The sequence below is a fragment of the Novosphingobium sp. GW821-FHT09E05 genome (genome assembly GCF_059416165.1).
Genome location: NZ_JBWKOQ010000002.1, coordinates 122,862 through 149,544 on the forward strand (window position 1 = coordinate 122,862; position 26,683 = coordinate 149,544).

Genomic DNA, 26,683 nt, shown 5'->3' on the forward strand with positions numbered 1-26,683 from the left:
GCAGCAATGAGCAGCAAGGTGCGGGCGAGTCCGCAGCCGGGGGATAAGACATGGTCCAGACACCCGCCGCAGGCGTCCGCTTCGTAGGGCTGGTCGGTATCGACGCCGGCCCTGCCCTGCGCCGCTCGCGCACGCCGGCCGGCGATGGCTCGGCGGTCAGCACCGATACGCCGGAACCGCACGAGGCCACCGACGCCATCCTTGCCGCCGCGCTCTCGGGAGCGGAGATGGAGGTGGTGGCCGACATGGTCGTCGCGGCGGCGCCTGCGGCAAGCGACGATCCCCGCCGCGACCGGGGCGGGGCGGCCGGGCTCGAACCGCTCCCGCCGCCACGGGTCGAGGTGGATGTCGGACCGGACGAATCCGCCGTCGTCCTGCTCGAAAGCGAGGGCGGCGTCTTCTCCTGGGTCTTGCCGGACGACCGGAAGGTGACGGACGATGGCAGGCGCAGTCGCGGCGAAGCCACCTCGACGACATCCGGCGGCGAGGCCGCCACCGGACCCGGCACGCTCATCTTCACGCTCGGCCGCGGCGATGGCGCGAGCCCTGGCGGCGCATCGCCGGATGACGGCGGCGCGGCCGACTTCGGGCCGGACCGGCGCGGATTGGGCGGCGCCATCGCGGAGTGGCTCATCAAGCCCGTGCGCGTGCGCATCGCCCGCTTCGCCGCCGGCCAGGCGATCGACCTGCTTGTCGGCAAGATCGAAGGCGACATCGTCGAGGGGCCGATCGTCATGGACGGCCCGGCGCTGGGCTGGATCGCCACCGGACCGACGCTCGCCGCGCCGCCATCGCTGGCACGGCTGGGCCGCCCCCCGCGCGTGCTGCTGTTCGTCCACGGCACCTTCTCCACCGTGCGCGGCAGCTTCGGGGCGCTCGAGCAGACGTTCGAGGGCCGGTACTTCCTCGACCTGGCCCGCAAGAAATACGACCTCCTGCTCGGCGTCGATCACCGCACCCTCGCCGCCGATCCCGACACCAACGCCGCCCTGTTCGAGGACGCGCTCGCCTTCCTGCCGGACGGCGCAGAAGTGGACGCGATCGGCTTCAGCCGGGGCGGGCTCGTCCTGCGCGCCGTGATCGAGCGTCTCGGGCACCGCCTCAGCTTCGGCAAGCTGGTCTTCGTGGGCTGCACCAATGCCGGCACCCACCTCGCCGAACCTGACAACTGGCGCACGCTGGTGGATCTCTACACCAGCATCCTCGTCGCAGGCAGCAAGCTGCTCGGCGCGGCGACGGTGCCGCTGGTGGGCGTCGTGACCGAACAGGCGATCAGGCTGGTCGCCGGCTTCGTGAAAGCGCTGCCGCAGATCGGCGTGGACGAAGGCAAGGTCCCCGGTCTCGCCGCAATGCGGCCGGGCAGTGATGTCATCCAGCGCCTCGCGGCCGCCGATGCGCTGGGCGGCGCCGGGCCGGTCCACGTCGTCGCCTCGGATTTCGAGCCCCGCTTCGACGCGGGCAAAGGCATCACCGGGGAACTGGCGAAGTTCCTCGCGGACCGGGTGGTGGACCAGTTTTTCCGCGACATCGCCAACGACCTCGTCGTCGACACCCCCTCGATGACCGACTTCGGCAGTGCCGCGCCCGCGCCCGTCGATCCCGAACTGCGCCGGTTGCCCGCGGTGGACGCGGTGTACCATGTCATCTACTTTGCCACGCCGGCGGTCGCGGAAGCGCTGCTGGCATGGCTGATCGGCGACGTATACCTCTCCGCGCCGCCACCACCGTCCGCGCCTGCGGAACCGCGCCGCACCCGCTCCGCCCCGCCCGAACCATTCCCCGACGTGCCCGAGGAGGACACCGCCGCCGCATCGCTGGATACGTTCGGCGCCTCGCCCGACATGGCGGCAGACGAACTGGAGGCGCCTGCCGCCGCCGCGCCCAGCCTCGCGCCGATCCTCGCGCCGATCCATGCAGCCGCGCCGCCGCCCGCGTCCGCGCAGGCCGCCTGCTTCTTCGCCGCGGAGATGGATTCGGCCCCCGTCGTCGCCCGGCCGGTGCCGCTGTTCGTGACCATCTCGCGCGAGCGGATCGCGGTGTCCGGCCCTCATGCCGCCGCCACCGACGCGCTGGTCGCCGTCTCCACCTCGCAGCCGATCACCGTCACGGTGACCGGTCTCGCCAACTGCGCGGTCGTCGGCGAGGCGGTGAAGCTGCTCACGGTGCCAGCCGATTCCGCCGCCGCCCGCTTCGAAGTGCAGGGCTTCGCGCCCGGCCTCGCCAAAGTGCAGGTGGAAATCCAGCAGGACGGGCTGCCGCTCGCCTCGCTGCTGCTCGAACCGGTGTTCCTGCCCGGCACCGGCGCCAAGATCCGCGCCGAAGTCGCCGCCGTGCCCGATCGCGGCGCCGCCGGCAGCGCGGCGGTGCTGCGCATCTACGAACTGCGCCAGCAGGACGGCACCCTGCTCATCCGCTACGACCTGTCGGGCAAGGGCCTGGCCGAGGCCTGGGACATGGTGCTCCCCGCCAGCTTCAGCATGGAAACGTTCGTCGGCCAGTTCCTCGCCAAGCTCGACGCCGCGTATCGGCAGAGCAGGACCGAGTACAAGCTGTTCCTCAGCCGCATCACCGACTTCGCGATCGACGCCACCAACCAGCTCGTGCCCGAGGACGTGCGCCGCGCCTTGTGGGAGCACCGCGACCGCATCGACGCGATCCAGGTCGTCGCCGACAGCCCCTACATGCCCTGGGAACTGCTCTATATCGACGATCCGGAAGGCGGCGGTGAACAGAACCGGGGCTTCCTCGCCGAATGGGGGCTGGTGCGCTGGATGTACAACGCGGTCTGGCCGTCCGACACGCTGAGCCTGCGCCCCGACCGCGTGCGCTACGTCATCCCCGACTATCTGAACGTCAGGGACCGGCTCCCCCAGGCCACGCAGGAGCGCGACATGCTGGGCGCGCTGTTCGGCGGCAAGGCCGCGCCGGTCGAGCGCTTCGACGGCGAGACGCAGAGCGAGAGCGTCAACCGTTTCCTGTCGAAGAACGCGAGCGACTGCGACCTGCTCCACTTCGCCTGCCACGGCGAGGCGCAGCAGATGGCGGTGCTCAATTCCGACCTCGTGCTCTCGGGCGAAGTCACCGAGAACGGCACGATCGCGAACGACCTGCTCCCGTGCAGCGCGGTCAAGCGCCGGGCGGTGTTCCATGCCAAGGGCGCCGATCCCTCGGGCGTGGTCTTCGTCAACGCCTGCCAGACCGGCCGCGCGGGCGAGGGGATATCGGGGGTCTCGGGCTTCGCCGACGCCTTCCTGCGTCCCACCACGGAAGGCGGCGCGGCGGTCTTCGTCGGCACCCTGTGGTCGGTCGGCGACACGCTGGCGCGGACCTTCGCGGATACCTTCTACACGCAGCTGCTGGCCGGCGAGCGGCTGGTCGATGCGGTCAAGGCGGCGCGCAAGGCCTGCCAGAGCGAGAGCGACTTCACCTGGCTCGCCTACACCGTCTACGGAAACCCCTTCGCCCGAACAGGATGACGATCATGGCCGACATGTCCCTCCAGCCCTTCCAGTTCAGCCTTGCGCCCGAGAAGCTGTGGCAGGCAATCAACCCATGGACCTGGAACGTCGAGGGCAGCCAGCTCGGCCTCGTCAACGTCAACATCGGCGAGACCAGGCACCCAGAGACCGAGCGCGCGATCCTCGACGAGGTCGGCAGCTACGGCCGCCAGATCGGCCGCATCGGCGACGCGCTCGAAGTGCTGATGGCGCATTTCGACACCGGCACGCTGACGCAGAAGGAGCGCGATGCCTTCGCCATCCTCGAAGGCGACCTCGCGCAGATCCGGGGGATCAAGGCGCGGAAGCCATAAACCGGCGCGCTTGCCTCGGCAGGGCAAAGCGGGCAGCATCCGCCTCAGGCAAAGTGGAGGCCGCGATGAACGACTTCGATCCCAAGCCCACCGAGACCGCCCCGACCTCGAGCCCGGCCTCGGGGTTCGAGTTCAACAATCCGACGATCATCAACCTGCTCTACCTCGCCTCGTACATCACCGGGATAACCGGGATCGTCGGCGTCGTGCTCGCCTACGTCTGGCGCGGCGAGCCCAAGGCGGCTTGGGAAGTCTCGCACTATGAGTACGCGATAAAGACCTTCTGGATCTTCCTGATCGGGACGGTCGTGGGCGGCATCCTCATTCTCGCGCTGGTCGGGTTCCTGATCCTGCCGGCGGTCGCTGTGCTGGTGATCGTGCGCTGCGTGATGAGCCTGCTCAACGCCCAGAAGCACGCGCCCATGCCCAATCCCGGCAGCTGGCTGGTCTGAACCGCTAGCGCAGCAGGTAGACCGCGGCCCCCAGTCCCGCCACCTGCAACGCCGCGATTGCATGGAGCTGGCCGACGAAAGGCTGCTTGCGGGTCTTGTGGCGGAAGGCATGCCGGCCCGCATAGGCGCCAGGGCTTCCGCCGAAGAGCGCCAGCATCAGCAGCGTCGATTCCGCGATCCTGCGCGTACCGGCCCTCGCCTTCGCCTTGTCGATCGCGAAGGCGAGGAACGTCGCGAAGTTGAGCACCGCCAGCGCGGCGATGCCCAGTTCCTGTGGGATCATACGCGGGCGAGGATCGCCAGCGCGAGGTTGATCCACAGCGCCAGCATGAAGACGATGCCCACCACGAAGGCCCCGCCCCGGTGCGCGGGGTTGTTGTAAGTGATGTGGACGAGGCTCTGCACCGCTCGCGCCGCCACGAAGCCCCAGGCGAAGATCAGCGTCAGCTTGCTCACCGTACCGATCGCGAAGGCGGTGAGGCAGGCGGCGTAGAACAGCGTCGGCAGTTCGAAGAGGTTGTCGTAGTGGCGCACCGCCGCGCGGGTCGCCTCGGGTTCGGGATCGCCGAGGTGGGCGCGGTAATAGGCCGGGTCATGCCCGCCCTTCACCGCCGCGCCGCGGGCCATGCCCATCTTGAGGAAAGCGACGAAAGTCAGCCCGACGATGACGAGCATCGGCAGGAATATGAGCGTCGGGTTGGTCGTCATCTTGGTGCTTTCCCCTTATCGTGCGCGCAGGATGCCCCGCCCCCGCGCCCTCCGCAAGCCGTGACGATCCCGCAGAGCGAGGTCAGCGGTTGCCGTTCACCGCGACGGCAGCGCCCGCCTCGGGCTTCAGCGCGGACCGGGGTGTGCGGCTGGCGAAGCGATCGACGCCGTCCTGGGTATAGGCGAAGACCTGCGTGATCGGCAGGCGGTACTCGTTCTCGCCGGAGCTCAGGATCACGTCGTTGCCGGCGAGCCGCGCCACGGTGCCGATCGTCGCGCCCCCATCCTCGAGGATCGGCAGGCCTGCCACCAGTTCGGTGCGGGTGACGTTGCGCACGGTCACGACGTCGGGATTGGCCATGGCCCGCGCCGCGGCGGGCGTACCTGCGGCCACTTGGGCCTCCTGCGCGAGCGCCGGCTGGCCTGCGCCGAAGGCGGCAAGGGCGCTCAGCAGAAGGATCGTATGGTTCATCGCCTGCTCTCCGGTGAATTCGATATCCACGGGAGAATGCGTGGCGACGGTGTCCGGTTGCTGAACGCCCGAACACCGTTTCCCGGAGTCGACGAACCGCCCGCTGGCGGCGACGAGACAATATAGGCCGCCATCCCCGCGCGGGCGGGGACGGCGGCGGCGGCGTCACTCGGCCGCCACGCCTTCGCCGAACAGGCCAGGCTCGCTGCCGTCGTCGATCGGGCTTTCGTCGTTGGCCTTGGTCACCTTGCGGCGCGAATCGAAGTTGGTCCACACGGTGTTCCAGTCGCCGCGGGTGGCGCCCTTCGAGTATTCCGTCGCGCGGGTTTCGAAGAAGTTCGCATGCTCGACGCCGTTGAGCAGCGGCTGGAGCCACGGCAGCGGGTGGTCCTCGATCAGGTAGATCGGCTTGAGGCCGAGCTGAGTCATGCGCCAGTCGGCGATGTAGCGGATGTAGCGCTTGATGTCCTTGGCGGTCATGCCGTTGACCGGGCCCAGCTCGAAGGCGAGGTCGATGAAGTTGTCTTCCAGGCGGATCGTCGTCTGGCACTGGTCGGCGATGTCGTCCTTGACCGCCTTGGTCAGGCAGCCGCGCTCGGCGCAGAAGGTGTGGAACAGCTGGATGATGCCTTCGCAGTGCAGCGATTCGTCGCGGACCGACCACGAGACGATCTGGCCCATGCCCTTCATCTTGTTGAAGCGCGGGAAGTTCATCAGCATCGCGAAGCTGGCGAACAGCTGCACGCCCTCGGTGAAGCCGCCGAACATCGCCAGGGTGCGGGCGATGTCCTCGTCGTTGTCGACGCCGAACTTCTGCAGGTAGTCGTGCTTGTCCTTCAGCTCGGAATACTCGAGGAAGGCGCCGTAGGTGCTCTCGGGCATGCCGATGGTGTCGAGCAGGTGCGAGTAGGCGGCGATGTGGACCGTCTCCATGTTGGAGAAGGCGGCCAGCATCATCTTGATCTCGGTCGGCTTGAACACCCGCGAGTACTTCTCGTGGTAGCAGTCCTGCACCTCGACGTCGGCCTGGGTGAAGAAGCGGAAGATCTGCGTGAGCAGGTTGCGCTCGTGCTCCGAGATGTTCTGCGCCCAATCGCGGCAGTCCTCGCCCAGCGGCACTTCCTCGGGCAGCCAGTGGACCTGCTGCTGGATCTTCCAGAAGTCGTAGGCCCAGGGATATTCGAAGGGCTTGTAGGTCTTGCGGGCTTCGAGAAGGGGCATGAGGCGCTTAGCTCCGGTGATTCGATCTACGACGCTGCCGGCGACTCGGCCCGGCCCATGGGGTCGGTGCGAGTTTCGGCGGGAATCTGGTGTCGCCCGAGCGGCTCCGTGATCCGGCGCGTGCTCAGGCGGAGACACCAGAGATAGTCAAGATTTGCCCAAATGGGAGGGCAAGAATCACTTTTACACAGCTGTATGTGGGGGCAAGGAAAAACGCGCAGCCCCAACCCCTTGTGCCGGTCCCGCTATGTTCCCGCGGAGCCCGCCCGCGTCGACGGCAGGACGAACGTCACGACCTTGGCTGCCGTCTCGCCGTCGTTGCGCCAGCCGTGGACGACGCCCCGGCAGACCCCGGAATCGCCTGCCTTGAGGACCACTTCCTCCGCTTCCAGCACCAGCACCACCTCGCCCGAGACGACATGGAAGTGGTCGGCGGTATCCGTGAAATGCATCCCCGGATCGTCGCGGCCAAGGCCCGGTCCGTATTCGGCGACCATGAAGGCATAGGCCGGCTCGGCCAGCTGCTCGAAGCGGAACGGCCCGGTCGAGGCCTCGATCGAGGCGGCGCTGTTGGCCTGCGCATCAAGCCGCCCGGTCCACATCTGCGCGATCGTCATGCTGCCGAGGCCCAGCACCTGCGCCCCGGTGTCCGAGACGACGCAGCTGCGCCCGTCCGCGCCGATGCCAGCCACCACGCGGCGATAGTCCGTGGAAGCCATGTCTCGCTCTCCCCTGAAGCCCCGTCCTCGGCAGGAACCGCCCGGCCCGGCGGGGCATTGTTGCATGCGAAGGGCCGCAAGGCTGCGCCCCCATCGAGACCGGAGTATTCCCGTGACCAGCCCATCCACGCAACCGAACGATTCCGAAACCGCCTGGACGACGCAGGTCGGCACGATCCGCAAGGGCATGAAGGTGATCGACACCGATGGCACCGTGCTCGGCACGGTGGCCGGCATCGAGGGCGAGGAAGTCCTGCTCGCCGAGCACGCGGAGGGCAAACGCGATTCGTTCATCCTCATCACCCAGATCGACGGCGTCAGCGACGGCGCCGTGCTCCTGCAGGGCCGCGGCGATGCCACGTTCGGTCTAGGCGCGCAGCCCTGATCGCACCGTCTCCACGAAGCGATGCGCAAACGGGACGAACGCAGGAACGAAAGCGCTCCGGCCGCCGTTACACCATCATACCCCCCCAATTGACTGGAGCACATCATGTTCGAGAAACTGCGCATCCGCGAGCACATGGAAGTCACCACCAGCACCGGCCAGCATGTCGGCACGGTCGATGACGTCAAGGACGATCAGATCAAGCTGACCCGCACCGACAGCGCTGATGGCGCCCACCACTACATCGCCTTCGAGAATGTCGACAAGATCGAGGACAACCGCGTGTACCTCAAGGAAGGCACGCCGATCCCGATGGGCGTCGGCGCCAACTGACCTGATCAGGAGCAGTCCGCCAAGGCGGATGGCTTCCCGGGACCCCGGCCACCTTTGCGGGAGGCCGGGGTTTTCGTGTCCATCCCTGCCGCGATGCCTCGCTTTATATGATACACCATAGCCAGCATCTCTTCCCAAGCCCTTGCCCGAATGTTACGCCAGCGCCGAAAAGAAGCTGAGCGAGGGGAAGACACGTGGTCGCACATTACCGGAAGGCGGCGCTGCGCCTGGCGCTGGCCGCGCTGGTGCCGCTGTCCCTCGGCCTTGCGGCCTGCAACCGCCCCGCCCAGCCGATCGAGGAGGCCATGGTCGCCGATCCCGATGAGTGGCCCAGCTGGGGCCGCACCGGCAGCGAGACCCATTATTCCCCGCTCGATGAGATCAACACCGGCAACGTCGCCAACCTCAAGCTCGCCTGGCACTTCGACCTCGAGCCCGGCTACACCGCCTCCACCCCGCTCATGGCCGAAGGCAAGGTCTTCCTCACCAGCGGCCACTCGCACATCCGTGCGCTCGACGCGGTGACCGGGGAGCAGCTGTGGGAATACGACGGCGGCACCCGCGAGCGCGCCACCTCGGCGCTCCAGATGTCGTGGGGAAACAAGGGTATAGCCTATGATGCGGGCCATGTCTTCTTGGTCACCACCGATGGCTACGTGATTTCGCTCGACGCCAAGACCGGCAAGGAAGCGTGGAAGACCTACGACTATCCCGACCCGTCACCGCGCAACTCCAACGGCGCCCCGCGCGTGTTCGGCGGCAAGGTCATCGTCGGCTTCGGGGGCGCCGACATCAGCCCGGCGCGCGGCTTCGTCTCTGCCTACGATGCGAAAACCGGCAAGCTCGCCTGGCGCTTCTACACCACGCCGGGCGACCCGGTGACCAAGGCTAACGAAAAGGCCGAGGCCGTGATGCGCAAGACCTGGCCGAGCGGGTGGAACAATCCCGACGGCACCCGCCGCGGCGGCGGCGCAACCGCGTGGAACGCCTTCAGCTACGATCCCGAGCTGCGCCTCGTCTACCTCGGCCTCGGCAACGGCTTCCCCTACAACCAGCAGAAGCGCAGCCCCGGCGGCGGCGACAACCTGTTCATCGCCTCGATCGTCGCGGTCAACGTCGATACCGGCGAATACAAATGGCACTACCAGATCTGCCCCGCCGAGCAGTGGGACTGCACCGCCACCACCGACATGACGCTCGCCACGCTCGAGATCGAGGGCAAGGAGCGCAAGGTGCTGATGCAGGCGCCCAAGAACGGCTTCTTCTACGTGCTCGACCGCGCGACCGGCCAATTCATCTCGGCCGAGAAGATCGCCAAGGTCACCTGGGCCGACCATATCGACAAAAAGACCGGCCGCCCGGTCGAGAACCCCGGCATCCGCTACAACGGCAAGCCGGGCCTGTTCGAACTCTGGCCCGGGCCGACCGGCGCGCATTCGTGGATGCCGCAGGCGTACAGCCCGCTCACCGGCCTCGTCTACATCCCCGTGCTCGACAATGGCGCCCTCATCGGGGACGGCCAGAAGGGCGGCGGCGAGATCACCGCGGGCATGGGCGTGACCCTGCTGCCCGAAGTGGAACTGCCCGGCAGCCACAGGAGCTACCTCAAGGCCTGGAATCCGGTCACCCAGACCGAGGCCTGGCGCGTCGACCTGCCCGGCAACTGGCCCGGCGGCGTCATGGCCAGCGCCGGCGGGCTCGTCTTCCAGGGACAGGTCGACGGCAAATTCGTGGCGCGTGACGCCAAGACCGGCAAGGAACTGTGGTCCTTCAAGACCGAAAGCCCGATCGTCGGCGCGCCGATCACCTACCGCGTGAACGGCAGGCAGTACGTGACCGTCATCACCGGCAACGGCGGCAACGGCGCGGGGATCAACTCGCCCGGCCTCGCCGCCTTCCGCACCGACTACCGCCTGCCGCGCCGGGTGCTGACTTTCGCGCTGGACGGCAAGGACACCATCCCGCCCTACGAGATGCCCGCTCTCACGCCGCCTGCGGACCCGGACTTCAAGCCCGACCTTCCCCGCGCCCAGGCCGGCGCCATGCTGTTCGGCACCCGCGCCTGCCTGGTCTGCCACGGCTGGAACGCGGTCGGTGGCGGCGCTGCGCCGGACCTGCGCTATTCGCCGGTGATCACCGACGCCGCGACCTTCAAGGCGATCGTCAAGGACGGCGGCCTCAAGATGAACGGCATGCCGCCCTTCCCGGCCTTCACCGACGAAGAGCTGGAAACCATGCGGTTCTACCTGCGCGCCCGCGCCCAGGCCGCCCCTGCCGAGGCGCAGGCGCTGATCGACAAGGCGAAGGCGGCGAAAGCCAGTAATGCCAGGCCGCAGGACTTCGCCGGCAAGTGGAACATCACTATCCAGTCGCCGGTCGGCGCGCAGAAGGCGGTGATGGACCTGAAGGTCGTGGGCAACGTGGTGACCGGCAAGGTCGTCGCCGAGCAGGGCAGCGTGGACGTCGCGGGCGCGGTCAAGGACGGGCGCGCGAACTTCCAGGGCAAGGCCTCGATGCCCATGCCGATCACCGTCAGCTACGACGTCACCGTGCGCGGCGGCGAGCTGGTGGGGGACAATGCCAACGGGCCCTTCGGGACGTTCCCGGTGACGGGCGTCAAGCCGTAGCGCGCGGCCAAGGGCCCATCGTCCCCGGTCAGGCCGGGGACCACGGTCAAGTCAGGACGAAGGCGTCCTTGAGCGGCCGGTCCGCCTTCACCTCGCCGAACTGGCGGAAGGTGTCGAGCACCACCTGCTGGCGCGCGACCAGCGCCGCGTCGATCGGCACTGGCACGCGGCCACCGCGCCCGGCGAACTCGCGCGCGATGGGCAGCGGCAGGCCGGTTTCGTGGGCGAGGACCTTGGAAAATGCCTCGATGTGCGCGTTGGCCCATTCCAGCGCCCTGGCCTCGCGCCTGAGGAAGTCGTCCAGCAGTGGCCGCTTGCTGGCAATGGCGCTGTCGTGGGCGATGTCGAAGCCGTAGCCCTGCGCAAGGCCGCGTCCATCAACGGCGATGCGGTCGCCCTCGGCCTGCGCGGCGGCGACGTAGGGCTGCCAGGTCGACCAGCCGTCGACCGCGCCGGTCTGCAGCGCCGCGCGCGCGTCGCTGGGCGAGAGGAACACGGTGGTCACGTCCTTCGCGCCCAGCCCCGCCGAAAGCAGCGCGCGCAGCAGCAGGTAGTGGCCGACGCTCCCGCGCGTGGTGGCGATGCGGCGGCCCTTGAGGCCCTTGGCGTCATGGATGGACGAGGCCGCGGGCACCACCAGCGCAATGGCGCCGGGCTCGCGCTCTTGCGGGGCCTGCGCGCCGATCGCCTTGATCGGGCTTCCGGCCTGATAGGCGAACTGGAACGGCGCGTCGCCGGCGATGCCGGTGTCGATCGCCCCGCTGCCGAGAGCCTCCAGCAGGTTCTGCGCCGCCGGAAACTCCGACCATTCGACCGTATAGGGCGCGCCGTCGAGCGCACCGGAGGCCAGCATCAGCGACTTGGTGCCACCCTTCTGGCTGCCGACGCGCAGGACCTTCGCGTCCCCGCCCTTGCCCCCGCCGCAGGCGGCGAGCGCAAGGGTCGTGGTCAAGCCGGCAAGCAGGTTACGTCTTGCAATCATCAATCAGAGGTCCGTCCACAGGGGTTCGTCGGCGATCAGGATACGGTGCAGCTCGCGCGGGAAATCGCCGTAGTTGCGCACGGCATAGTGCACCGCCGCCCGGTTGTCCCAGAACGCCACCGTGCCCGGCCGCCAGGAGAACCGCGCCTGCACGTCGGGCCGTTTGTACTGGCGCAGCACTTCGTCGAGCAGTTCGCGGCTTTCGGCCAGTTCGAGCCCCAGGATCTGCGGCTGCTGCTGGAAATTGACCCAGAGGATCTTCTGCCCCGTCTCGCGGTGGGTGCGCACGACCTTGTGCGCCACTATCGGGTATTCGTGGCCCGACAGCTCCAGTGAATCCGTGAAGTCATGCGTCACGTACTTGCCCTCGAGCCGCTGCTTCAGCTCGTCCGAGAGCGTCTCGTAGGCGAGGTTCGCATCGACCCAGATGGTGTCCCCGCCCACTTCGGGCAGGTTCACGTCGCGCAGCACCGCGCCCCAGGTCGGCACCAGGCGCCAGCTGGTGTCGGTGTGGTAGGCGTCGCCGGCTTTCAGCTTGCGGCCGAGCTTCTTCTCGTACTCGCGGTCGTACTGCGCGGCGATCGCGTGGACTTCCTTGTGCGCCGCGTCGTGCCGCGTGGTGGGGTGGGTGTAGAGCGGGCCGAAGTTGGCGGCGAACGCGGCCTGGCTGGCATCGTCGAGCGACTGGTCGCGGAAGAACACGACCTTGTACCGGAGCACCGCCGCGCGGATCGCCGCGCGCAGTTCGTCGGTGAGCGGTTTAGACAGGTCGACCCCCTCGATCTCGGCGCCGTGCGAGGGCTGGACGGGGCGGATCACCAGGCCGGTGGTGGAAAGGTCGAACGTGGTGGCGGACGTGGCCATTGCTGTGTTCCTCTCTTCTCTGGAGCCCCCAGTCTAGGTGCGGGCGAAGCGGTCAACCAATGCGAAGGAGTGATGGAAAGGTGAGTTCTGCCAATGGGTTGGTCGGGATTTCCGACCCTCCCCCACCCACACCCGTCATCCCCGCGAAGGCGGGGACCCATCTGATGACGCTTCAACAGGAAAGGACATCAGCTGGGTTCGCGCCTTCGCGGGAATGACGAAAGCAGGAACGGTGCGCGATCAGCTCGCCAGCGCGACCTTGCGCTCCCCGCGCTGCGCCACCTTCTCGCGCACCAGCGGGATCAGGTCGCGGCCGTAGTCGATGGCGTCGGCGAGCGGCTCGAAGCCGCGGATGAGGAAGTGGTCGATGCCGATGTCATAATATTCCAGCAGCGCGTCGGCGACCTGCTCGGGGGTGCCGACAAGACCGGTGGAGTTGCCCGCCGCGCCCGTAAGCTGCGCGACGCCGGTCCACAGGCGCGTGTCGCGGCGCTGCGACTGCGCGGTCTCCAGCAGGCGCAGCGAGCCGGCGTTGGGCGGGCGGTGGCCGGTGATCGGCAGGCCGGCGGCCTCGCGGTTGGCGCGGACCTGCTCGACGATGGCGTCGGCCTTCTTCCAGGCGGCTTCCTCGGTGTCGGCGATCACCGGGCGCAGCGAGAGCGAGAAGCCGGGGCTGCGGCCATGCTGCGCGGCGGCGTGGCGCACGGTGCGCACCGCCTCACCGACCTGCTCCAGCGTCTCGCCCCAGAGCGCGTAGACGTCGGCATGGCGGCCGGCGACCTCGATCGCCTCGGGCGAGGAGCCGCCGAAGAACACGGGCAGGTTGTCGGGCTTGATCGCGCTGAAGGCGCCGCGCGCCTCATAGAAGCGGCCGGAGTGGTCGAAGGGCTGGGCCTCGCTCCACTCGCGGCGCAGGACTTCGATGTACTCGTCGGAGCGCAGGTAGCGTTCGGCCTTGAGCGTGTGGACGTCGCCGTCGCGCGCCATTTCCTCGTCCGCGCCGCCGGTGATGATGTGGACCGCCACGCGCCCGCCAGAAAGCTGGTCGAGCGTCGCCAGCTGCCGCGCCGCCAGCGTGGGCTGGGTGAAGCCGGGGCGGTGCGCGACGAGGAAACCGAGCTTGCTGGTGATCGCCGCCGCATGGGCCGCGACGATCTGGCTTTCAGGCGAGGCCGAGCCGAACGGGATCAGCACGCGGTCGAACCCGCCCTGTTCCTGCGCGATCGCGGCGGCATCGACATAGGCGCGGTCGAGCGCGCGTGAGCGGGCGGCGTTGTGGATTTCCGAGGTGTCGTTGAAGCCGATGTAGCCGATGAACTTGACGGTCATTGCGGGATACTCCGTGGGAGGGGGATCAGATGACGAAGAAGCCGTGGGTGCCGTCGCGCGCGAGCTGCGCGACGAGGCCGTATTCCCAGTCGAGGTAGGCCTGCATCGCGGCCTGCGGATTGTCGGTGCCCTCGTAGGGGCGCTTGTAGCGGCCATCGGGCCCGCGCGGCGGCGGGGCGCCGTCGGGGCCGGTTTCGGTCGGACCGTCGAAGCCTTCGAGCACCAGCACTTCCCAGCCCAGCTGCGCGAGCCACGAAGCGGTCATGTCGGCGCGCGGGCCGAGGTCGTCGGCGAGCACGATGCGGGCGCCGCGCACGGGCGCGAAGTGGTCGGTTTCCTGCACCAGCTGGCCGCCCGGCGCGCTGCGGAAGCCCGGCAGGTGGCCCGCTGCGTAGGCTTCGGGCTGGCGCACGTCGAAGCGGTAAAGGGTGCGCTGGGTCTCGGCCGCGAGGACGGCGAGCGCGGCGGCGTCGATGCGGCGCACGCCGGCGCGGTAGGCCACATCGCGGGCGCGAATGCGCGCTTCGTCGGCGTCGCCGGGAAGCTCGACGCTTTCCTGCCGGCCCTGTTCGAGCGTCTGTCCGGCAAGCGTCCAGCCGATCGTGCCGTTGCGCAGCGCGAAGACGCGGTTGGGCAGCCCGGCGTTGATAAGCGACTGCGCGCCGATGATCGAGCGGGTGCGGCCCGCGCAGTTGACGATGATCGTGGTGTCGGGGTCGGGCGCGGCGGCGGGCGCGCGCAGGACGAGTTCCGCGCCCGGCACGCTGCGGCCGGTGGGGATGCTCATCGTCGCGTATTCCTCGAAACGGCGGGCGTCGAGGATGGCGATGTCGGCCTTCTCGTCGATCAGCGCCTGCACGTCGGGCGCGGGCAGCGAGGGCGTGCCGCGCCGGTGCTCGACCAGTTCGCCGAACGCCTTGGAGTAGCTGTTGACGTCCTCGAACAGCTCGTAACCGGCTGCTAACCAGCCCTTAAGGCCACCTTGCAGCACATCGACATGGCTGAATCCGAGCCCGCGCAGCTCCTCCACCGCGAAGGCGGCCAGGCCTTCGCCGTCGTCGTAGACCACGACCTCGACGTCCTTGCGGGGGATGCGCCAGGCGGCCTCGGCGGCGATGCGGGGAAGCGGGATCTGGGCGGCGAACAGCGGGTGGCCACCGGCGAAGGCGGCCTCGTCGCGCACGTCGATAAGCGCGATTTCGCGGCGGGCCAGCAACGCGCTGCGGACATGTTGGGGGGTGATGCTCATGCGTTCCTCGATGCGTCCCAGATGTTGGGCACGGTGGTGTTGGCGTAGCCCGAGACGAAGGGCCGCTCCTCGCCGCTGGGGCGGTAGGTGGCGCGCTCGACCGCGCCGATGTTGGCGCCGTAGACGTGGATGGAGATCGAGATGCGGTCAGAATGCGCGTTCTCGACGCGGTGGATGTCGCCCTCGCGCGGGTCGATCGCCTCGACCTCGGTTTCGAGCAGGTCGCGCGTGGCGCCCTGCTGGACGAGGGCGCCGTCGTAGTCCCGGAAACCGAAGCTCTGCACCTTCTCGGCGCCGCGCAGGACGCCGACGAGGCCCCAGACGCGGTGGTCGTGGACCGGCGTCGCCTGCCCCGGTCCCCAGACGAAGGAGACCACGCTGAAGCGCTCGGCGCTGTCGCAGTGGAGGAGGTACTGCTGATAGCGCTCGGGGTGCGGCTGGGCGTATTCCTCGGGCAGCCAAGTGTCGCGCGCGACCAGCCGCGCGAGCAGCGCGCCGCCGCGTTCGAGGATCACATCGAGGTCGCCGGTCTGGTCCAGCAGGGCGGCGAACTCACCGACGAAGCGGCGCAGGGGCGCGGTGTCGACCACGCTGGCCGTGCCGGGAAAAATCGTCGGGGCGTTCATGGGCGCGCCCCGGCGTGGAGCGCGACAACGTGCGCTGCGTGGTCCTCTGCCAGCGTCCCGCCCAGCGCATCCAGCAGGCGCTGGCGCAGGCCGGCGGCCACCCCGGCGCGCTCGGACCCACGCGCGGCCGTGATGCGCTCCTGCGCGACGATGCGGCCGTGGTCGAGCAGGATCACCCGGTCGGCCAGCGCGATCGCCTCGTCGACATCGTGGGTCACCATCATCACCGCCGGGCGGTGTCGGCGCCACAGCGACAGCACCAGTTCGTGCATCCTGAGGCGGGTCAGCGCGTCGAGCGCGGCGAAAGGCTCGTCGAGCAGAAGTAGCTGGGGCTCGCGCACCAGCGCGCGGGCGAGCGCCACGCGCTGCGCCTCGCCGCCCGAAAGTGTCAGCGGCCACGCTTCCAGACGGTGGCCCAGCCCGACTTCCTGCAGTGCGTCCTCGGCCGCCGCGCGGGCCTCGCGCTTCTTCAGGCCGAGCGCGACGTTGCGCCAGACCTTCTTCCACGGCAGCAGCCGCGCGTCCTGGAACACCACGGCGCGCGACTGCGGCACCGTCACGTCCTGCCCCTTCACCTCGTCCAGCCCGGCGAGCGTGCGCAGCAGCGTCGTCTTGCCCGAGCCCGAGCGGCCGAGCAGCACCACGAACTCACCGGCGGCGATCTCGAGGTCGAGGCCGGCGATGATGGTGTTGGCGCCGAACGTGCGGGTGAAATCGCGCAGCCGCACGACGGCTTGAGGTTTGGCGGGGGCCGAGGGGATGGTGGTAAACTGGGTCAGTCGGGCGTCCATGGGGTCGCGTCCTTCTGTTGACGTTTCAATGAATTCGAAAACGGGATCGGGGCGGTGGGACATGGGCTCAGGCTGTCACGATCTCGGGGCGCCAGACCAGCGCGCGGCGTTCGATCGCGCGCACCAGCCCATCGGCGGCGAGGCCGAGCGCGGCGTAGATCATGAGGCACACCAGGATGATGTCCGTGCGCATGAAGTCGCGGGCGTTGTTGATGAGGTAGCCCAGCCCTGCCGAGGCATTGATCTGCTCGGCCACGACCAGCACCAAAACCGAGATCGACAATGAATAGCGAAGGCCCACCAGCAGCGAGGGCAGCGCGCCCGGCAGGATGACGTGCCAGACCTGCTCGGCCCGGCTGAGGCCGAGGCTGCGCGCGCTTTCGAGCAGGCGCAGGTCGGTGCCCCGGATACCACTGTAGAGGTTGAGGTAGACCGGGAAGATCGAGGCGAAGGCGATCAGCGCAATCTTGGGGGTCTCGCCGATGCCGAACCAGACGATGAACAGCGGGGTCAGCGCCAGGGTCGGGATCGTGCGCTTGATCTGCATGAGCGGGTCGACAGTGACCTCGCCCCGACGCGACAGCCCGGCGACAAGCGCCAGCACCACACCGGTGGTCACGCCGATCGCCAACCCCGCCGCGATGCGCAGGAACGAGACCCACAGGTTGTCCGCCAGCTCACCCGAGACGACCATGCCGTAGAGCGTCGCCAGCACCCTGGACGGCGCGGCGAGCGTGCGTTCGGGGATCAGCCCGCTGCGCGAACCCGCTTCCAGAACCGCCAGCAGCAGCAGCGGCGACAGCCAGCGGGCGTCCTTCAAGGGTTTGGTCGGGTGCTTCAGTCGGGACATTCGGGAACCTCGTTTGCCGATGACCGGAAACTGGCGCTCGAATCTCTACTAATTCAATTGAGAAGGTTTGGACGGGCTATTCGCGATGCTTATACTGACCATGCCCCCCGCTCATGTGACGCCAGTAGGTGCCGGAAATGGGGCGGTTGCCGACCCGCGCAAGTCGTTCTCGCACCGCAACAGAATTGCTTGTCGGCCTCAAATGTCTACTATTTTGATTGAGAATATCTCATGGTTCATGGCACGTGCCGACGCAGTTCCTCCGGTGAAAGTCCCCTGATGCCCGTAAATCTTCCGACGAACCTCCTGCGCAGCTTCGTGGCGATCGTCGATACCGGCTCGATGCTCCATGCCTCCGAGCGGGTCTTCGTCAGCCAGTCGGCGCTGAGCCTGCAGATCAAGCGGCTGGAGGAGCTGCTCCAGCAGTCGCTGTTCCACCGCGAGGGGCGGCGCCTCGCGCTGACCGCGCACGGCGACCTCATGCTGGAATACGCACGCAAGGTGCTCGACCTTCACGACGAGGCGGTGGCGGCGGTGACCAACGGCCAGTTCGCCGGGCCCGCGCGGATCGGCATGGTGCAGGACTTCGCGGAACTGCTGCTCACCGGGCTGCTGTCCCAGTTCGCCGAACTTCACCCCGAGGCCGAACTTTATTCGCGCGTCGCCGGCACCGCGGAGCTGATGGACCTGCTCGAGCGCCGCCAGCTCGACATCGTGCTCGGCTTCGCCGCCGCCAACGACCGCGCGGCGGTGGCGACCGCGCCGATGGCGTGGTTCGGCAAGGAGGACCTCGCCCGGCTCGACACCGTGCCGCTGGCGGTGCTTGAAACCCCCTGCCGCTTCCGCGAGGCCGCGATCCGCGCTCTGGAGGACGCCGGGCGGTCCTACCGCATCACCGTCGAGACGCCCAACCTGACGACGCTGCGCGCGGCGGTCGATGCCGGGCTGGGCCTGACCTGCCGCACCGGCCTGTTCCTGCGCGACGAGCCGATCGAGAGTGGCCTTCTGCCCGACCTGCCGCACGTCTCGTGCATCCTCCATACCGCGCCGGGCCTCGACGGTCCGACCAGCCAGCTCGCCGCGCTCGCCCGCGAGGTGGTCGCGGGACTGCCCGGCTGACCGCACTTATTCGATAATCTCAAGGCTTTTCGAGGGCTTCTCGTTGGTCGCCAGTCCGGCCGCCCCATAGCCTCGACCATCATACGCATGGACGAGGACCGAGAGATGACCCAGACCCTGACCGACCGTTTCGCCGCCCTGCAGGCCGAGCGCGAGCGCACCTGGAGCCCCGATCAGCTGGAGCGCAACGCCGCCCAGCGCCGCTTGCTCGTCGAACGGCAGGACGCGGCCGCCCTTCCCCGCATCGGCGACACGGTGGCGCCGTTCACGCTCGTCGATGAGGACGGACGCGAGCTCACGCGCGACGCGATACTCGCGGACGGCCCGGCAGTGCTGGTGTTCTTCCGCTTTGGCGGATGCCCGGCCTGCAACATCGCGCTGCCCTATTACAACGAGACGCTGCTGCCTGCCCTCACCCAGCGCGGCGTGCGGCTGGTCGCGGTGAGCGCGCAAGTGCCGGTGGACCGCGAACTGGTCGCGCGGCACAACCTCGGCTTCACGGTGGCGGGCGATCCCGGCTACGCGCTGGCGCGCGCGCTCGGCATCACTTTCCTCCCCGAGGACCGGCCCGAGGTCGCCCCCGGCCAGAGCTGGATCGGCGCGACCCTCGGCACCGACAGCTACGAGATCGACAAGCCCGCCGTTCTGGTGCTGGACGAGGATGCGCGGGTCCGCTTCCTCGACGTCAGCCCGGACTGGCTGGCGCGCACCGAGAGCGGAGCGATCCTCGCCGTGCTGCCGCAGCCGGTGCGCAAGGTGGCTGGCGCCGCAGTCTAGGTCGTCGTATTTCTCACAAGCTTCGTTCAGCCCCTCACAACCCCTCGCCGCCGACCCAGTGGGCGTCGGCGAGGAAGCGGGCGAGGCCCCAGACCTGGCGGCGGATATCGGGCACCGCGACGGTTTCCCATGCCTCGCCCTTGGTGATCGGGCCAACCGCGAGCAGGCGGTCCTGCACTGCGCCCGCCGCATCGCGCACCCGGCCGAGGTGGTCGACGTCCAGCCCGAGCGCATGGGCATCGCTGCGGATGAGGCCCTGCGCCAAGAGGTCCTGCACGATCGGCGCATCGACGCGGGTGAGATCGCAGTCCGGCCCGGCACAGTTGTAGACCCGGTCGACCTCGAGCAGCGCCATGCCGTCTTCGCCGCGTGGCCGATAAGACACCAGCGCCCGGCCCTCGAGCACTTCGGCGCGGCCCAGCCTGCCCGCCACGTAGCGCAGCCGTCCACTCGCCTCCAGCGCCTCCAGCCGCTCGGCGACCGACGGCGCGAGGCGGTGGCGGTGGATGTCCCAGTAGGGCCGAAGGTGGCGCAGGAAGCTGGCCTGCGCGGTCACCGAATGGCGGCGCCAGATGTTCTGCGTATGCGGTCGCAGCGCATCCACCGCCGCGCGCCAGCCGACCTCGTCTGCCGCCCTGCGCACTTCGCGCACCAGCGCCGAGCCGCGCTTGTCGGGGTCCGAGATCGGCGTCACGGCCGGCCCGCTCGGCGCATGGCTGAGCGGCCTCAGGCCCCGGCGCGACAGTACCGTCAGCCTGCCCGCGAAGCCCGCGCTTTCCAGTGAGAGCACCACGTCCGCCGCCGTCAGGCCGCTGCCGACGACAAGCACATGGTCGAGCCCTGCCAGGCCTTCGACCGCCGCCGCGTCCCACGGGTCCGGGCGGTAGAGCGCGTGCGGCAGCGCCTCCAGCACCGGATGCGGAGCCGGCGGAAAATTGCCGAGTGCCAGCGCCACCGAACGGCATTCCAGCACGTCCCCGCCGGCCAGGTGCAGGCGCGCGGAGTCCTCGGCGAAGTCCACCGAGATCGCCTCGCCGTTGATGACCTGCGCGTTGCCGCCCGCCTTGCCGAGCGCCTCCACCAGCACGTCGCGCAAGTACACGCCGTAAGTCAGGCGCGGCACGAAGCGATTGGCCTCGTCGGTTGCGGAAAAGTTCATCCAGCGCAGGAAATGCCCGGCATCGTCGGGAAAGGCGCTCATGTTGGAGGCGCGCACGTTGAGCAGGTGCTCGGGCCGCCGGGTGCCGAAGGCCACGCCCTTGGCGAGCTGCGCCGAGCTTTTCTCGATCAGCGCCACCTTCACGCCGTAGCGCAGCAGGTTGATGGCCAGGAGCGTCCCGCTGAAACCCCCGCCGACGATCGCGATCGGCAGGTCCTGTGCGGCATTGCGGCTGGTCATGGAGGCTGGCATTCCCGTGGAGGTGGCAGGGGCTGGCTAGCAGCAAACGCACCGAGGCTCTTATTGGTTGTCCTCATATGCGTCCTGCGGGCGCGGAGCTCAAGCGCATCGATCAGAATGTTGATATTGACTCGCAATAGTCTCTTGCATAGGCCGATGCCGACTGGGGGAACACCATGCGCTTGACCATTCTCGTTGCCCGCGTGCCGGGCCTGCGTCCCTGAGCGCCATGACCGACCTGCTCACCATGTCCCTCATCTTCGCGGGCGGCCTAGCCGGAAGCTGGGCGCTGCGCCGCGCGTGGCAGGCCAAGGCCGCCGACAAGCCGCGCTGGCGGGCGCTGGGCTGGACGGCGATCGGCGCCACGCTGGTGTGGCCCGCATGGGTCATGGGCCCGGTGCGCGGTCCGTTCGCCGCCGTCACGCTACTTTCGCTCGCCGCGCTCGTGGTCGTCGCGACCGGCGCCCGCGTGCGCGCGGCCAGGGCCGGACGCGGCGGCGGGGACAGCCTCGCGCCAGAACCGGTCGAACGGCCGACGACGCGCTGGCGCACCACGCTGCGCTGGCTGCTGGCTGGCCCGATCGGCATGATCGCGGCGATGGCCGTGGGCATCTGCTATGCGGTCTGGGTGCCGGGGGAGCCCCAGACCCGGCTCATCATCGGCGCGCTGATCGTGCCCGCCGTATGGGGCGGCGCGATGGCCTGGACGCTCGCCGACGCCCGCATCCTGCGCGCGGCGGCGGTGCTGACGGGCACCGCGCTGGCCGGTTTCGGCATCTCCATCCTCAGGGGCTTTGCATGACCGCACCGAAGAAGGCGCCCCGAAAGGCCCTGCTGGCGCGCGTGCCCGCGGACTTCGTGCGCGCCGTGCTCAAGGGCCACAGCGCGCTGGGCCTCGCGTTCGCCGCCGCCATCTACCTCGTCTGCCTGACCGGCAGCCTCGCGGTCTTCGCGCATGAATTCCAGCGCTGGGAACTGGGGCGCGGCCCCCGCGTCGACACGCTCTCGCCCGAGGCGGTCCAGCGCGCGCTCGGAGAAGCCGTCGTCCGGGGCGGCGCCGGGGTGGAGCACGTCTACATCACCCCGCCCGCCGCCGACCTGCCGCTGGCGACCGTCTTCGTCGAAAGCGAGGGGGGCAAGGCTTCGTGGCTCGCGGACCGCGAAGGCCGCCTCGTCGCCAGCGGCAAGGCGCCCTGGACCGAGTTCCTCACCCGCCTGCACATCAACCTGCACCTGCCGCAGGCCTGGGGCCTGTTCATCGTCGGCCTGACCGGCGTGGCGCTGCTGTCTTCGGTCATCTCGGGCGTCCTGGCGCACCCGCGCATCCTGCGCGATGCGTTCCACCTGCGGCTCGGCGGCTCGCGGCGACTGCAGGAGGCGGACCTGCACAACCGCATCGGCGTGTGGGGCCTGCCCTTCCATATCCTGCTTTCGCTGACCGGCGCGGTGCTCGGGCTGACGACGCTGATCGTCGGCGTGCTGGGCATGGCGCTGTTCCAGGGCGACACCGCCAAGGTCTACGCGCTGTTCATCGCCGCCGAGCCGAAGGAGGACCCCCGGCCCGCCCCTGTCATCGACCTCGCGCCGATGTTCGCGCAAGTGAAGCGCCTCGCGCCCGGCGGCCGCGTCAGCCTCGTCGTGCTCGAACACCCAACCGAGAGGGGCGGCGCCGCGCTGTTCAACGTCGAGCGCGGCAGCCGCAAGCTCGCCGACACCGATTCCTTCGCCTTCGAACGCAGCGGACGGCTGTACCATTCCAAGCGCGCGGCCGGGAACAACCTCGGGGAAAGCATCCTCGGTTCGATTGGCAAGCTCCATTTCGGTTGGTTCGGCGGCGGCCCGGTGAAGATCGCCTATGCCCTGCTGGGGCTTGGGCTCACCTATCTCGCAGCTGGCGGCGTGACGATCTGGCTCGCGCGACGGCGCGACAAGCGCAGACCCGCGCCGGGCCTCGAGCGGCTCTGGGCGGCAACGCTGTGGGGCCAACCAGTGGCGCTGACGGGGGCGGCGCTGGCCGCCGTGCTCGCCCCTGCCGGGGGAACGGCGCCGCCGCTGGCGGTCTGGGGCGCGGCCACGCTCGTCGTGCTGGCAAGCGCGGTGCGGTTGCCGGTGAGGTCCATCGCCAGGGCGGGACGCGGGCTGACCGGCGTGCTGCTGCTCCTCACCGCAGCGGTCCATGCGCTGGTAGCCGACGGGCCGGACCTGGCCGCGTGGACGGTGGACGGCGTGCTCGCGCTGTCGGGCACGGCGTTCCTGCTGAGCCTGCGAGGGCGCAAAACGGCTGCAATGGCGCCGATTGTAGCCTAAATCCGATGGCTCCCAAACCATCTTGGCACCACACCCGTCATCCCCGCCTGCGCGAGAGCGACGGGGGAGTGGTCAAGCGGCGACGACAGACCGCATTCTCACCTGACCGGTCGCTGCTGCCTGGGCGCCGGTGCTTTCCATCATCGTTCCGGCACACCCGCGCGGCCCTTCACGGAAGGCGCCGCGCGGGGGCATTTCATCGACTAGCTCAGCCGGCCTTGCCGATCGAGGCATTGTCGATCACGAACCGGTAGCGCACGTCGCTGCGCACCATGCGGTCGTAGGCCTCGTCGATCTGCTGCATCTCGATCATCTCGATGTCCGAGACGATCCCGTGCTCGGCGCAGAAGTCGAGCATCTCCTGCGTCTCGGCGATGCCGCCGATCAGCGAACCGGCAATCGTCTTGCGGCCGAAGATCAGCCCGGCGACGTTGGGGGTCGGATGCGGCTGGTCAGGAACGCCGAGCAGCACCAGCGTGCCGTCGCGGTGCAGCAGGTTGACGTAAGTGTCGAGATCGTGGCTGGCGGCCACGGTATCGATGATGAGGTCGAAGCTGCCGGCATGGGCCGAGACTTCCTCGGGCTCGCGCGACACCACCGCCTCGTCGGCACCGAGCGCCAGAGCGTCTGCGCGCTTCGCCGGGGTCGAGGTGAAGGCGACGACATGCGCGCCCATGGCATGCGCGATCTTGATCGCCATGTGGCCAAGCCCGCCGATGCCGACCACGCCGACCTTCTTGCCCGGCCCGGCGTTCCAGTGGCGCAGCGGCGAGTAGGTCGTGATGCCGGCGCAGAGCAGCGGCGCGACGGCGGCAAGCTGCTCCTGCGGATGCCGGATCTCCAGGACGAAGTGCTGGTCGACCACGATCGCCTGCGAGTAGCCGCCCAGAGTATGGCCGGGTGCGTCGGCACTCGGGGCATTGTACGTGCCGGTCCAGCCGTTCTCGCAGTAGTTCTCGAGATCTTCCTTGCACGAACCGCAGTGCCCGCAGCTGTCGACGAGGCAACCGACGCCGACCGTCTGGCCGACCTGGAAGCGGCTCACGTCTGCACCGACGCTGCGGACCGTGCCGATGATCTCGTGCCCCGGGACGCAGGGGTAGAGCGTGCCGCCCCACTCGGCGCGGGCGGTGTGAAGGTCGGAATGGCAGACGCCGCAGTAGGCGATCTCGATCTCGACGTCGCGCGGACCCGGCTGCCGGCGCTCGATCTGCATGGGCTCGAGCGGGCGGTCGGCGGTCTGGACGCCGTAAGCTTTGACTTGCATGAATTGTCCTTGGCTTGAGGTATCGAAAAAGGCGTTCAGCGGCCGGCGAGGGCCGCCATGGCAGCTGGATAACGAGTGCCCTGCACTTCAATCGCGGCGAGCGCGGCGCCGATCTCGGCCAGTTCGGACGCGCCAAGGTCGATCGCGGCGACGGCCAGGTTCTCGGTCAGGCGGTGCAGCTTGGTAGTGCCCGGGATAGGGACGATCCACGGCTTCTGCGCCAGCAGCCAGGCGATGGCGATCTGCGCCGGCGTGGCGTCGTGGGAGGCCGCGAGTGCCTTGAGTTTCTCGACGAGCGCTTCGTTGAGCTTGCGGTTCTCCTCTTCGAAACGCGGCACGATGTTGCGGAAATCACCATCCGTGAACCGGGTGTCGGTGGTGATCGCGCCGGTCAGGAAGCCCTTGCCGAGCGGGCTGAACGGCACGAAGCCGATGCCCAGTTCCTCGCACGCCGGCAGGATTTGCGCCTCAGGCTCGCGCCACCACAGCGAATACTCGCTCTGCAGCGCCGCCACCGGCAGCACCGCATGGGCGCGGCGCAGCGAATCGACGCCGGCCTCGGACATGCCGAAGTGCTTCACCTTACCTTCGGCGACGAGGTCGCGGACCGTGCCCGCCACGTCCTCGATCGGCACGGCCGGGTCGACCCGGTGCTGGTAGAACAGGTCGATGCGGTCTGTGCCGAGGCGCCGGAGCGATTCCTCGGCGACCTGCCGAATGCGCTCTGGACGGCTGTCGACGCCGTCGCCCGGGCGACCGTTGGCGAAACCGAACTTGGTGGCGATGACCACTTCGTCGCGGATCGGCGCCAGCGCCTTGCCCACCAGTTCCTCGTTCGCGCCGGGGCCATAAGCCTCTGCGGTGTCGAAGAAGGTCACGCCCTGGTCGTAGGCGGCGCGGATGAGTGCTACCCCGTCGTCGTCGGATACGGCGGGCCCGTACCCGAAGCTGAGCCCCATGCACCCGAGCCCGATCGCCGAAACCTCGAGGCCGCCTGCGCCGAGTTTACGCTTTTCCATGTTCGTCTCCATCGATCGTGCCACGGCCGCACTGCGCCGCGAATGTTGCACCCGCGAGATGGGCCGTCCACCGCGCGTTGGTCAGGCCACGGAGATTGCATGCAGCGATGAAACACGCTCATCGTCGAGCGCATCGAACCCGCGCGCAGCCATCCCATGCGCCCCAAAGGCCGGGAGCACTACAATGATCGGGAAATGGCGGAGCGGGAGGGATTCGAACCCTCGATACGCTTTTGGCGTATACTCACTTTCCAGGCGAGCGCCTTCGACCACTCGGCCACCGCTCCGCATGCACTGGATAGGCGCTGGCCCCTAGCGCGGGCCACGGGGTTTCGCAAGCGCCGCAGTGGTGGCATGAAGCCCTCATGCGCAGATTTCTGAACGCCCTCGCCGTTACCGCCCTTTCCGCCTCGCCTCTGGCCGCGGCCGATGCCCCGGCGGGCAGGACGCCGAACGACGTCGTCGAGGCTGCACCGGCCGCCGACTGGACTCGGATCGCGGCTTCCGACCTTGCCGTGATGGACCTGGCGCCGGACGCGAAGGGGCGGGCGCGGCGGGTGGTCATCCAGCTGGTCCCGGCGCCGTTCTCGCAAGGATGGACCGGGAACATCCGCAAGCTGGTCGCCGCGCGCTGGTTCGACGGGATCGCGGTGGTGCGGGTCCAGGACAACTACGTCGTGCAGTGGGGCGATCCTGAGGGCGAGACGCCGGGGAAGGCCAAGGCGCTGCCCAAGGGTCTCTCGAGCATGGGCGAGGTAGACTACACCGCGCCAGTTCGTTCGCTGCGCGCTGCCAGTTTCCAGAGCCAGTTGACCGATTTACAGACCGTCGCGGGTTTGCTCGCACAAATGAACAATGCGAATACCGTCGACCCCGCCAAGCTGCGGGGCCGCGATCCTTATTCTCTCGTGAACGGCTTCGAGGCGGGGTGGCCGATGGCCGCCGACGGCAATCGGGCGTGGCCCGTCCACTGCTACGGCATGGTCGGCGTCGGCCGCGATCTGTCGCCTGACACCGGCACCGGGACGGAGCTTTACACCGTCATCGGGCAGGCGCCGCGCCAGCTCGACCGCAATATCGCGCTGGTCGGGCGGATCATTGCCGGGATGGAGCACCTGTCTTCGCTGCCGCGCGGGACGGGGCCGCTGGGGTTCTACGAAACGCCTGAGGAGCGCACGCCGATCGTCTCGGTGCGGATGGGGAACGAAGTGCCGGACCTGCCGGCCTACGAATACCTTTCCACCGAAAGCGCCAGCTTCGCGGCCTATGCCGACAAGCGGGCGAACCGGAAGGACGAGTTCTACATCACCCCCGCCGGCGGGGTGGATGTGTGCAACGTGCCGGTGCCGATCCGCGAGGTGAAGAAATAACCGGCG

Annotated in this window: 26 protein-coding genes and 1 tRNA gene; 11 read left to right on the forward strand and 16 right to left on the reverse strand. The window is 68.9% G+C overall.

Features of this window, described 5'->3' with window-relative positions:
* Positions 1 to 50: 50 nt before the first annotated feature.
* From AC07M9_RS12340 to AC07M9_RS12350, 3 genes are all read left to right on the forward strand, one after another.
* Positions 51 to 3,476 (forward strand): DUF7379 domain-containing protein, encoded by a 3,426-nt coding sequence (locus tag AC07M9_RS12340; protein ID WP_494884047.1) that lies wholly within the window; start codon positions 51 to 53, stop codon positions 3,474 to 3,476.
* 5 nt (positions 3,477 to 3,481) lie between these two features.
* The gene (locus tag AC07M9_RS12345; protein WP_494884048.1) at positions 3,482 to 3,811 is read left to right on the forward strand and encodes a hypothetical protein; all 330 of its coding nucleotides are present in this window, start codon (positions 3,482 to 3,484) and stop codon (positions 3,809 to 3,811) included.
* Between the two features lie 65 nt (positions 3,812 to 3,876).
* Positions 3,877 to 4,263, forward strand: coding sequence for a DUF4870 family protein (locus AC07M9_RS12350; protein ID WP_494884049.1), 387 nt, complete (start codon positions 3,877 to 3,879; stop codon positions 4,261 to 4,263).
* Positions 4,264 to 4,267: 4 nt separating this feature from the next.
* Here the strand turns inward: AC07M9_RS12350 and AC07M9_RS12355 are convergent, their stop codons facing one another.
* From AC07M9_RS12355 to AC07M9_RS12375, 5 genes are all read right to left on the reverse strand, one after another.
* Positions 4,268 to 4,546, reverse strand: a complete 279-nt coding sequence (locus tag AC07M9_RS12355; protein WP_494884050.1) for a DUF1294 domain-containing protein — start codon at positions 4,544 to 4,546, stop codon at positions 4,268 to 4,270.
* A complete protein-coding gene (locus tag AC07M9_RS12360; protein WP_494884051.1) occupies positions 4,543 to 4,971 on the reverse strand; it encodes an MAPEG family protein in 429 nt (142 codons plus the stop codon). The genes AC07M9_RS12355 and AC07M9_RS12360 overlap by 4 nt, the downstream gene beginning before the upstream one ends.
* Positions 4,972 to 5,053: 82 nt before the next feature.
* Entirely contained in the window at positions 5,054 to 5,443 is a 390-nt protein-coding gene (locus AC07M9_RS12365; RefSeq protein WP_494884052.1) for a hypothetical protein, read from the reverse strand.
* A 165-nt stretch (positions 5,444 to 5,608) separates the two neighbouring features.
* On the reverse strand, positions 5,609 to 6,664 hold the full coding sequence (locus AC07M9_RS12370; RefSeq protein WP_494884053.1) for a ribonucleotide-diphosphate reductase subunit beta: 1,056 nt from the start codon (positions 6,662 to 6,664) through the stop codon (positions 5,609 to 5,611).
* Positions 6,665 to 6,909: 245 nt separating this feature from the next.
* On the reverse strand, positions 6,910 to 7,383 hold the full coding sequence (locus AC07M9_RS12375) for a cupin domain-containing protein (RefSeq protein WP_494884054.1): 474 nt from the start codon (positions 7,381 to 7,383) through the stop codon (positions 6,910 to 6,912).
* A 112-nt stretch (positions 7,384 to 7,495) separates the two neighbouring features.
* On the opposite strand from AC07M9_RS12375, the gene AC07M9_RS12380 reads away from it, so the two are divergent.
* The 3 genes from AC07M9_RS12380 to AC07M9_RS12390 all read left to right on the forward strand — a co-directional run bounded on the left by AC07M9_RS12380 (position 7,496) and on the right by AC07M9_RS12390 (position 10,728).
* Complete coding sequence (locus tag AC07M9_RS12380; RefSeq protein WP_494884055.1) at positions 7,496 to 7,768, forward strand: DUF2171 domain-containing protein; 273 nt, start codon at positions 7,496 to 7,498, stop codon at positions 7,766 to 7,768.
* 105 nt (positions 7,769 to 7,873) lie between these two features.
* Positions 7,874 to 8,101: a DUF2171 domain-containing protein gene (locus tag AC07M9_RS12385; RefSeq protein ID WP_494884056.1), complete on the forward strand. Its 228-nt coding sequence runs from the start codon at positions 7,874 to 7,876 to the stop codon at positions 8,099 to 8,101.
* A gap of 194 nt (positions 8,102 to 8,295) precedes the next feature.
* Positions 8,296 to 10,728, forward strand: coding sequence for a PQQ-dependent dehydrogenase, methanol/ethanol family (locus AC07M9_RS12390; protein WP_494884057.1), 2,433 nt, complete (start codon positions 8,296 to 8,298; stop codon positions 10,726 to 10,728).
* Between the two features lie 46 nt (positions 10,729 to 10,774).
* On the opposite strand, the gene AC07M9_RS12395 is transcribed toward AC07M9_RS12390, so the two are convergent.
* The 7 genes from AC07M9_RS12395 to AC07M9_RS12425 form a co-directional block, all read right to left on the reverse strand.
* Complete coding sequence (locus AC07M9_RS12395) at positions 10,775 to 11,710, reverse strand: ABC transporter substrate-binding protein (RefSeq protein WP_494884058.1); 936 nt, start codon at positions 11,708 to 11,710, stop codon at positions 10,775 to 10,777.
* 3 nt (positions 11,711 to 11,713) lie between these two features.
* The gene (locus AC07M9_RS12400) at positions 11,714 to 12,574 is read right to left on the reverse strand and encodes a TauD/TfdA dioxygenase family protein (RefSeq protein ID WP_494884059.1); all 861 of its coding nucleotides are present in this window, start codon (positions 12,572 to 12,574) and stop codon (positions 11,714 to 11,716) included.
* Between the two features lie 240 nt (positions 12,575 to 12,814).
* Positions 12,815 to 13,903, reverse strand: coding sequence for an LLM class flavin-dependent oxidoreductase (locus AC07M9_RS12405; RefSeq protein WP_494884060.1), 1,089 nt, complete (start codon positions 13,901 to 13,903; stop codon positions 12,815 to 12,817).
* Between the two features lie 25 nt (positions 13,904 to 13,928).
* Positions 13,929 to 15,152, reverse strand: a complete 1,224-nt coding sequence (locus tag AC07M9_RS12410; RefSeq protein ID WP_494884061.1) for a rhodanese-like domain-containing protein — start codon at positions 15,150 to 15,152, stop codon at positions 13,929 to 13,931.
* Positions 15,149 to 15,778 carry a cysteine dioxygenase family protein gene (locus AC07M9_RS12415; RefSeq protein WP_494884062.1) on the reverse strand — a complete coding sequence of 210 codons (630 nt, stop codon included), beginning with the start codon at positions 15,776 to 15,778 and terminating at the stop codon, positions 15,149 to 15,151. The genes AC07M9_RS12410 and AC07M9_RS12415 overlap by 4 nt, the downstream gene beginning before the upstream one ends.
* Positions 15,775 to 16,569: an ABC transporter ATP-binding protein gene (locus AC07M9_RS12420; protein ID WP_494884063.1), complete on the reverse strand. Its 795-nt coding sequence runs from the start codon at positions 16,567 to 16,569 to the stop codon at positions 15,775 to 15,777. Before AC07M9_RS12420 ends, AC07M9_RS12415 begins: the two co-directional genes overlap by 4 nt.
* Before the next feature lie 67 nt (positions 16,570 to 16,636).
* Entirely contained in the window at positions 16,637 to 17,419 is a 783-nt protein-coding gene (locus AC07M9_RS12425; RefSeq protein WP_494884064.1) for an ABC transporter permease, read from the reverse strand.
* A 279-nt stretch (positions 17,420 to 17,698) separates the two neighbouring features.
* On the opposite strand from AC07M9_RS12425, the gene AC07M9_RS12430 reads away from it, so the two are divergent.
* Together AC07M9_RS12430 and AC07M9_RS12435 are read left to right on the forward strand one after the other, a co-directional pair.
* A complete protein-coding gene (locus tag AC07M9_RS12430; RefSeq protein ID WP_494884065.1) occupies positions 17,699 to 18,538 on the forward strand; it encodes a LysR substrate-binding domain-containing protein in 840 nt (279 codons plus the stop codon).
* Between the two features lie 105 nt (positions 18,539 to 18,643).
* Positions 18,644 to 19,315: a peroxiredoxin-like family protein gene (locus AC07M9_RS12435; protein ID WP_494884066.1), complete on the forward strand. Its 672-nt coding sequence runs from the start codon at positions 18,644 to 18,646 to the stop codon at positions 19,313 to 19,315.
* Positions 19,316 to 19,349: 34 nt separating this feature from the next.
* Here the strand turns inward: AC07M9_RS12435 and AC07M9_RS12440 are convergent, their stop codons facing one another.
* Positions 19,350 to 20,714, reverse strand: coding sequence for an FAD/NAD(P)-binding protein (locus tag AC07M9_RS12440; RefSeq protein WP_494884067.1), 1,365 nt, complete (start codon positions 20,712 to 20,714; stop codon positions 19,350 to 19,352).
* A 229-nt stretch (positions 20,715 to 20,943) separates the two neighbouring features.
* On the opposite strand from AC07M9_RS12440, the gene AC07M9_RS12445 reads away from it, so the two are divergent.
* A complete protein-coding gene (locus tag AC07M9_RS12445; protein WP_494884068.1) occupies positions 20,944 to 21,516 on the forward strand; it encodes a hypothetical protein in 573 nt (190 codons plus the stop codon).
* Entirely contained in the window at positions 21,513 to 23,021 is a 1,509-nt protein-coding gene (locus tag AC07M9_RS12450; RefSeq protein ID WP_494884069.1) for a PepSY-associated TM helix domain-containing protein, read from the forward strand. Before AC07M9_RS12445 ends, AC07M9_RS12450 begins: the two co-directional genes overlap by 4 nt.
* 208 nt (positions 23,022 to 23,229) lie before the next feature.
* On the opposite strand, the gene AC07M9_RS12455 is transcribed toward AC07M9_RS12450, so the two are convergent.
* From AC07M9_RS12455 to AC07M9_RS12465, 3 genes are all read right to left on the reverse strand, one after another.
* Positions 23,230 to 24,288 (reverse strand): NAD(P)-dependent alcohol dehydrogenase, encoded by a 1,059-nt coding sequence (locus tag AC07M9_RS12455; RefSeq protein ID WP_494884070.1) that lies wholly within the window; start codon positions 24,286 to 24,288, stop codon positions 23,230 to 23,232.
* A gap of 35 nt (positions 24,289 to 24,323) precedes the next feature.
* A complete protein-coding gene (locus AC07M9_RS12460) occupies positions 24,324 to 25,307 on the reverse strand; it encodes an aldo/keto reductase (RefSeq protein WP_494884071.1) in 984 nt (327 codons plus the stop codon).
* A gap of 196 nt (positions 25,308 to 25,503) precedes the next feature.
* Positions 25,504 to 25,594 (reverse strand) — tRNA-Ser (locus AC07M9_RS12465).
* A 78-nt stretch (positions 25,595 to 25,672) separates the two neighbouring features.
* Between AC07M9_RS12465 and AC07M9_RS12470 the strand changes: the two genes are divergently transcribed.
* Complete coding sequence (locus AC07M9_RS12470) at positions 25,673 to 26,677, forward strand: peptidylprolyl isomerase (RefSeq protein WP_494884072.1); 1,005 nt, start codon at positions 25,673 to 25,675, stop codon at positions 26,675 to 26,677.
* Positions 26,678 to 26,683: the final 6 nt, after the last annotated feature.